The sequence below is a fragment of the Amycolatopsis sp. NPDC003731 genome (genome assembly GCF_053586895.1).
Window position 1 is genome coordinate 69,920 of sequence record NZ_JBSFNC010000035.1, and the last position, 6,000, is coordinate 75,919.

The 6,000-nt window shown below is 73.0% G+C and carries 6 protein-coding genes; 1 reads left to right on the forward strand and 5 read right to left on the reverse strand.

Translation table 11 applies throughout. The features are described from left to right. Window positions 1-39: 39 nt before the first annotated feature. The 5 genes from ACWDN5_RS17410 to ACWDN5_RS17430 all read right to left on the reverse strand — a co-directional run bounded on the left by ACWDN5_RS17410 (window position 40) and on the right by ACWDN5_RS17430 (window position 4,278). Complete coding sequence (locus ACWDN5_RS17410; RefSeq protein ID WP_449677024.1) at window positions 40-591, reverse strand: RICIN domain-containing protein; 552 nt, start codon at window positions 589-591, stop codon at window positions 40-42. Window positions 592-678: 87 nt separating this feature from the next. After that, complete coding sequence (locus tag ACWDN5_RS17415; protein WP_449677025.1) at window positions 679-1,383, reverse strand: IclR family transcriptional regulator; 705 nt, start codon at window positions 1,381-1,383, stop codon at window positions 679-681. Window positions 1,384-1,514: 131 nt separating this feature from the next. Next, window positions 1,515-2,096 (reverse strand): LutC/YkgG family protein, encoded by a 582-nt coding sequence (locus tag ACWDN5_RS17420; RefSeq protein ID WP_449677026.1) that lies wholly within the window; start codon window positions 2,094-2,096, stop codon window positions 1,515-1,517. Then, a complete protein-coding gene (locus ACWDN5_RS17425) occupies window positions 2,093-3,535 on the reverse strand; it encodes a lactate utilization protein B (RefSeq protein WP_449677029.1) in 1,443 nt (480 codons plus the stop codon). Before ACWDN5_RS17425 ends, ACWDN5_RS17420 begins: the two co-directional genes overlap by 4 nt. Window positions 3,536-3,552: 17 nt before the next feature. Beyond that, window positions 3,553-4,278, reverse strand: a complete 726-nt coding sequence (locus ACWDN5_RS17430) for a (Fe-S)-binding protein (RefSeq protein WP_449677030.1) — start codon at window positions 4,276-4,278, stop codon at window positions 3,553-3,555. Between the two features lie 388 nt (window positions 4,279-4,666). On the opposite strand from ACWDN5_RS17430, the gene ACWDN5_RS17435 reads away from it, so the two are divergent. Beyond that, window positions 4,667-5,881, forward strand: a complete 1,215-nt coding sequence (locus ACWDN5_RS17435) for an MFS transporter (RefSeq protein ID WP_449677027.1) — start codon at window positions 4,667-4,669, stop codon at window positions 5,879-5,881. The last annotated feature ends 119 nt before the right edge of the window (window positions 5,882-6,000 follow it).

Below are 6,000 nucleotides of genomic sequence, written 5' to 3' on the forward strand. Positions count from 1 at the left end.
GACGGGCCGCCGTGCCCGGCACGGCGGCCCGCACCCGGGTCAGGGGATGTGCCACTGCTGGGGCGGCGTGTCCTCGCACGTCCACTGCTGCAGGAGCGTGCCCGGGGTGTTGCTCCAGTCCTTGTCGTCCACGCAGCGCCCGGTCATCAGGTTCTTCACGCGCGACGTCGGGACCGGCGGGGAGAACGGCTGGGTCTCCACCGCCCACAGCTGCATGTAGCCCTGCCGGGCGTCGGCCCAGCAGTCCCACTGCTGCAGGAGGACACCCGGCGCGGGATCCCCGCCGGGGACGTCGAGGCACTTGCCGGTTTCCAGGTTGCGGAGCCGGTAGTAGTGCGTCACGCCGATGGTCATCACGTACTCTTCGGTCCAGCGTTGCGGCGCCCCTCCCCAGCAGTACCACTGCTGGATGCGAGCGCCGCTGGCGCGGTCGCCGCCGACCACGTCCATGCACAGGTGGCTGCTGTTGTTGATGAACAGGTAGGGACCGTAGTCGGGCGCCGCGTTCGCCGGCGAGCCGGTGAGCAAGGCGGCGCCGGCCAGGCCGGCCGACACGATCGACGCGACGATCCGCCGCGCGATTCGGTTCATTTCCCCTCCCGAGAAAACCCGGACCCCGGTGGCCCGGTCCGGGGATTCTGGGCCCGCCGCCCCGGTGGCCGGAAACGCCCGTCTCGTTCAACGGAACGATCGGGGGTGCGGGAGCCGGTCGGTGATCTCCTGCGACGCCCGCCGGACCAGCTCGGCGAGTCCGGCCGGTGCGGCCCGGCGCACCACGACCGCGCCGACCGAACCGGCGAAGGAGCCGTCCGCGTGCCAGATCGGGGCGGCTACACAGGAAACGCCGGACGCGTGCTGCTCGGCCAGCCACGGGCCGCCGACCCTGGCCAGGATCTGCCGGCGCCGCCGCTCCACCGGCAGGCGGTCGCCGGCGGCCCGGCCGGCGAGGAGGACCTTTCCGGCCGCGGTGGCGTCCGGCAGGGTGTCCCCCGGCCGCATCGGCGGGAATTCGACGCTCCCGCACCGGGTTTCGGCGACCACCCGGACCCGGTCGTCGTGCAGCACCGTCACCACGACCGCCGTGCCCGTGAGGGCGGCGAGCACCTGCACCGGCTCCCGGGCCGCGTGGTGCAACCGGGGATCCGGGTTCCAGGCCGCCCCGAGCCGGGCGAGCGACCGCCCGATGAAGTACCGCTGTTCGTGACGGTGCACCGCCCCGAGCGCGACGAGCTGTTCGAGCAGCCGGTGCACGGTGGCTTTGGGCAGGCGCACCGCGCGGGCGAGATCGGCCAGCCTGCTGCCGTCGGCGGACCGGGACAACGCCTCCAGCACGCGGAACGCCCCCTCCAGCACGCCCCGGCCCCGGTGTTCTCCGGATTCCATCGATGCCCTCCTCCCCCGCAGGCCCGGCAGGACGAAGATCGCCGGCGATATCCGGAGGGGAACGGGATTTCCCCTGATACGAACCCACAGGGACTTCTCAGGAACGCGGCGGCCCGGGCCACCGCCTCCGGTCACTCCGTGACGACCACGACGTGCAGGCTCCGCGGCCCGTGCACGCCTTCCACCCGGGTCAGCTCGATGTCGCTGGTGGCGCTCGGCCCGCTGATCCAGGTCTGCGGGCGCGCCGGGTCCAGCGCGGCCACCGCCTCCGGCACCCCCGGCACGATCTGCTCCGCCCGGAGCACGCACACGTGCACGTCCGGCACCAGGCTGAACGCCCGCCGGCCTTGCCCCGGCCCGTGGTCGAGGACGATCGTGCCGGTGGTCGCGATGCCCAGCGCCGCCGTCGTGACGACGGCGTCGAACCCGGTCGGCCCGGCGGTGCTCGCCACCGGCGGCGACCCCTCGATGCCGACCGGGAACCCATCCGGTACCAGCACTTTCCGCGCCGGCCCCAGCGCCGCGCGGATCGCGTCCGGCAGCTCGGCGGCGGTGCACCGGGTGAGCGTGGCCCGGTAGTCGACCACGCGCTCGGCGAACAACTCGACGTCCGCGACGGCCGCGCGGTAGCCCCGGGGTACCACGGCTTCCGTGCGATCCGCGTCCCGCAGCGCGCCGCGGACGGCCGCCAGGATCTCCTCCCGCGCGTTCATCGCTTCCGCCACCAGGACCGGAAGGACTCGGGCGGCGGCGCCGGCAGGTCGCGGCTGGTCGTCCACAGTGAACCCGGCCACGGCAGGCGGGACAGGGCCCGGCGGCCGCCCGGGAGCAGGCGGCGGCCGAAGCGGGTCAAGGCCCGGTTCGCGACCCCCAGGCCGCGTTCGGCCGCGCCGAGCCGGCGGGCGTCGGACAGCACCCAGGACGCCGTTTTCATCGCCACCGCCTCGGGTTTCGGGGGCCCGCCGCGGTGTGCGTCGACCACGCGGGACCGCAGGTGCACCAGGACTTCCGGGATGTCGATGCGCACCGGGCAGGCCTCGAAGCAGGCCCCGCACAGGCTGGAGGCGTAGGGCAGCGAGTCGGTCTGCTCGTCCACGCCGACGCCCTTGAGCAGCGGGTTGAGGATCGCGCCGATCGGCCCGGGGTAGACCGACCCGTAGGCGTGCCCACCGGTCCGTTCGTAGACCGGGCAGACGTTCAGGCACGCCGAGCAGCGGATGCAGCGCAGCGCCTGCCGGCCGACCTCGTCGGCGAGCGCGCGGGTGCGGCCGTTGTCCAGCAGCACCACGTGCATCTCCTGCGGGCCGTCGCCCGGTGTCACGCCGGACCACGTCGAGGTGTAGGGGTTCATCCGCTCCCCCGTGCTCGACCGCGGCAGGAGCTGCAGGAACACGTCGAGGTCGGCCCACGTCGGGACCACCTTCTCGATACCCACCACGGAAACCAGCACTTCGGGCAGGGTCAGGCACATCCGGCCGTTGCCTTCGGACTCGACGACGACCAGGGTGCCGCTCTCGGCGACGGCGAAGTTCGCGCCGGAGACGGCCATCTTCGCGCGCAGGAACTTCTCGCGCAGGTGCAGCCGGGCCGCGCCGGCCAGCTCGGCCGGGTCGTCGGTCAGGCCCTCGGGCGCCGGACGGCCCGCCGCGGCCATCTCGCGGCGGAAGATCTCCCGGATCTCCGCGCGGTTGCGGTGGATGGCCGGCACCAGGAGGTGACTGGGCAGGTCGTCGCCGAGCTGCACGATGAGCTCGGCGAGGTCGGTTTCCCAGGCGGTGACGCCGTGCTCGGCGAGCGCCTCGTTCAGACCGATTTCCTGGGTCGCCATCGACTTGACCTTGACGACCTCGTCGACGCCGTGGTCCCGCGCGATGCCGGCGACGACCTCGCAGGCTTCCCGCGCGTCGCGTGCCCAGTGCACGGTCGCGCCCCGCGCCTGCAACGCCGCTTCGAGGGTCAGGAGGTGCTCGTCGAGGCGGCGCAGGGTGTTGTCCTTGATGGCGGCGCCCGCCAGCCGCAGTTCCTCCCACTCGGCCACCTCGCCGACGACGGCCGCGCGCTTGGCGCGGATGGTGGCGGTGGCGTGGGCGAGGTTGCGCCGCAGCTGCGTGTCGGCGAGCGCTTCCCGGGCCGCCGCCGGGAAGGCGGGCATGCCGACGAACGTGGCGCTCACGCGTCCTCCTCGGTCGAAGCGAGCACGTCGGCCAGGTGCAGCACGCGGACGCCGGACCGCTGCCGCGACAGCAGGCCGCCGACGTGCAGCAGGCAGGAGTGGTCGCCCGCCACCAGCACCTCGGCTCCGGTGGCGCGGACGTGCCGGGCCTTGTCCGCGCCCATGGCGGTCGACGTCTCGGCGTTCTTGACGGCGAAGGTGCCGCCGAACCCGCAGCACTCCTCGGCGGCGGGCAGCTCGGCGAGGTCGAGGCCGCGCACGGCCCGCAGCAGCCGCAGCGGCTTGTCGCCGACGCCGAGCATGCGCAGCGAATGGCAGGTCGGGTGGTAGGTGACGCGGTGCGGGAAGTACGCGCCGACGTCGGTCACGCCGAGGACGTCGACGAGGAATTCGCTCAGCTCGTGGACCTTCGGCCCCGCCTCGGCCGGCCGGGGCTCCCCCGCGCGCCGGGCGACCAGGCCGTGCTGGTGCCGGGCCGACCCCGCGCACGAACCCGAGGGCGTGACGACGTGGTCGTACCCGGCGAACGCGCCGGTGAACGCGCGGACCACCGGCACGGCCTCGTCGAGGTAGCCGGTGTTGACCATCGGCTGGCCGCAGCAGGTCTGCGCCTGCGGGAAGTCCGCGTCCACGCCCAGGCGGCGCAGCAGCCGGAACACCGCCTTGCCGGTGTCGGGGAACAGCGCGTCGTTGATGCAGGTGACCAGCACGGCGACCTTCATCCGCTCACCCGCATCGCGCACCTCCGTATTGAAAGGTTTCAATTTCCTGCGCGTTGACGCTACTACGACCGGTTGTTACGTTTCAAGTACTCGGGCACGGTGATCCACAGTGACGACGCTGCTGTTCCCGGCGTCCCCACTGCGCCACTCGTGGAAACTCCGTTCCACGATGGGGATTTCGTCACCACGGACCGTGACCGGATTGGACGGAGGTCCCGTGCCCGAGGCGTCCGGCCGTGCCGATGCACGCCCATTCGCCGGGCCCGCAATCGTTGAGGGACAACAAAATCTCGTTCATCCGTCAGGTGACGGATGTCTGAAATGCGCGCACCACGAAACATTGCTCTACGGAGTTTGCCGCTCCGGCCTCGACACCCGAGGAGGAGCGATGTCGCGTGCTACCACCACGGTCTCCACTCTGGTCATCTTCGTTCTCGCACTCAACCTGCGGCCGGCGGTCACGAGTCTCGGCGCCGCGTTGCCGGACATCTCCGTCGCCGGCGGCCTGGTCGCCGCGGTGCTCGTCGCCCTGCCGCTCTGGGCGATCGGCCTCGGCGGCTGGGCGACGCCGTGGCTGTGCAGCCGGGTGGGGACGCACCGGACCGTCACCGTGGCCCTCGTCGGGCTGATCCTGTCGCTGGCCGGGCGGGTCATGGGCGGTTCGGTGGAACTCCTGATCGGGACGGCGCTCGCGTGCCTGTCCATCGCCGTGCTCGGCACCATGCTGCCGTTGCTGGCGCAGGGGTCCGCCGCCTTCACGTTCGGGCTGGGGGTGGGCAGCACGGCCGGCGCCCTGGTCACGCCCACCGCGGTCATGTCGTCGTCGTGGCGGGTCGCCCTGGGCGTGTGGGCGGCCTCGGCGCTGGTGGCCCAGCAGGTCTGGCAGCGCACGCCCGGCGAGTTCGCGTCGCCGCGGACCGCACCGGGCGCCGTCCGGGCGTCGGCGTTGACCCTCCACTTCGGACTGATTTCGACGGTGACGTTCCTGGTCATGGGCTGGCTGCCCGGCATCCTGCGCAGCGCCGGCGTCCCGTCGGCGACGGCGGGTGCGTGCCTCGCGCTGTCGATGGCGATGGGGTTGCCGATGATGTGGCTGGTGCCGGGCTGGACGCGCCGCTGGCGCAACCAGACCCTGCTCGTGGTCGTCCTGGCCGCGCCGAACGTGATCGGCGTGACAGGGCTGCTCCTGGCGCCCGCGGCGGCCCCCTGGCTGTGGGCCGCGGCGACCGGAACGGGCATGGGCGCGCTCGCCTTCGCGCTGACGACCATCTCGTTGCGCAGCAAGGACAGCTCGGTGGCGCTGTCCGCGGTGGTCCAGGGGGTGGGGTACGTCATCGCGGGCTTCGGGGTGCTGGTCTGCGGCTGGCTGCACACGGGGACGGGCACCTGGCGGACACCGCTGATGCTGGTCCTGGCGGTGTTGCTCGGCCAGATGGTGAGCGGGCACATCGCGGTGTTCCGCCGAACCCCGGCACCGACTCCGGAGCCGGCCCCCCAGCCGGAGCCGGCGCCCGACCCGAAGCCGGCCCCTGAGCCGGAGCCCGCGGCCACCCAGCCGCTCGTCGTGCATCCGCAGGACGACGCTCCGGAGGTCGCTGCTTGATCCGGCCGCGCCGGGCACCCGACGGCAGTCACGACCCGCCACCGGTGCCGCGAATGACTCATTCGGGGCCGACCAACCTGCGGCAGTGGTACAAGAACGGCTTCAACACGACCGAAGCG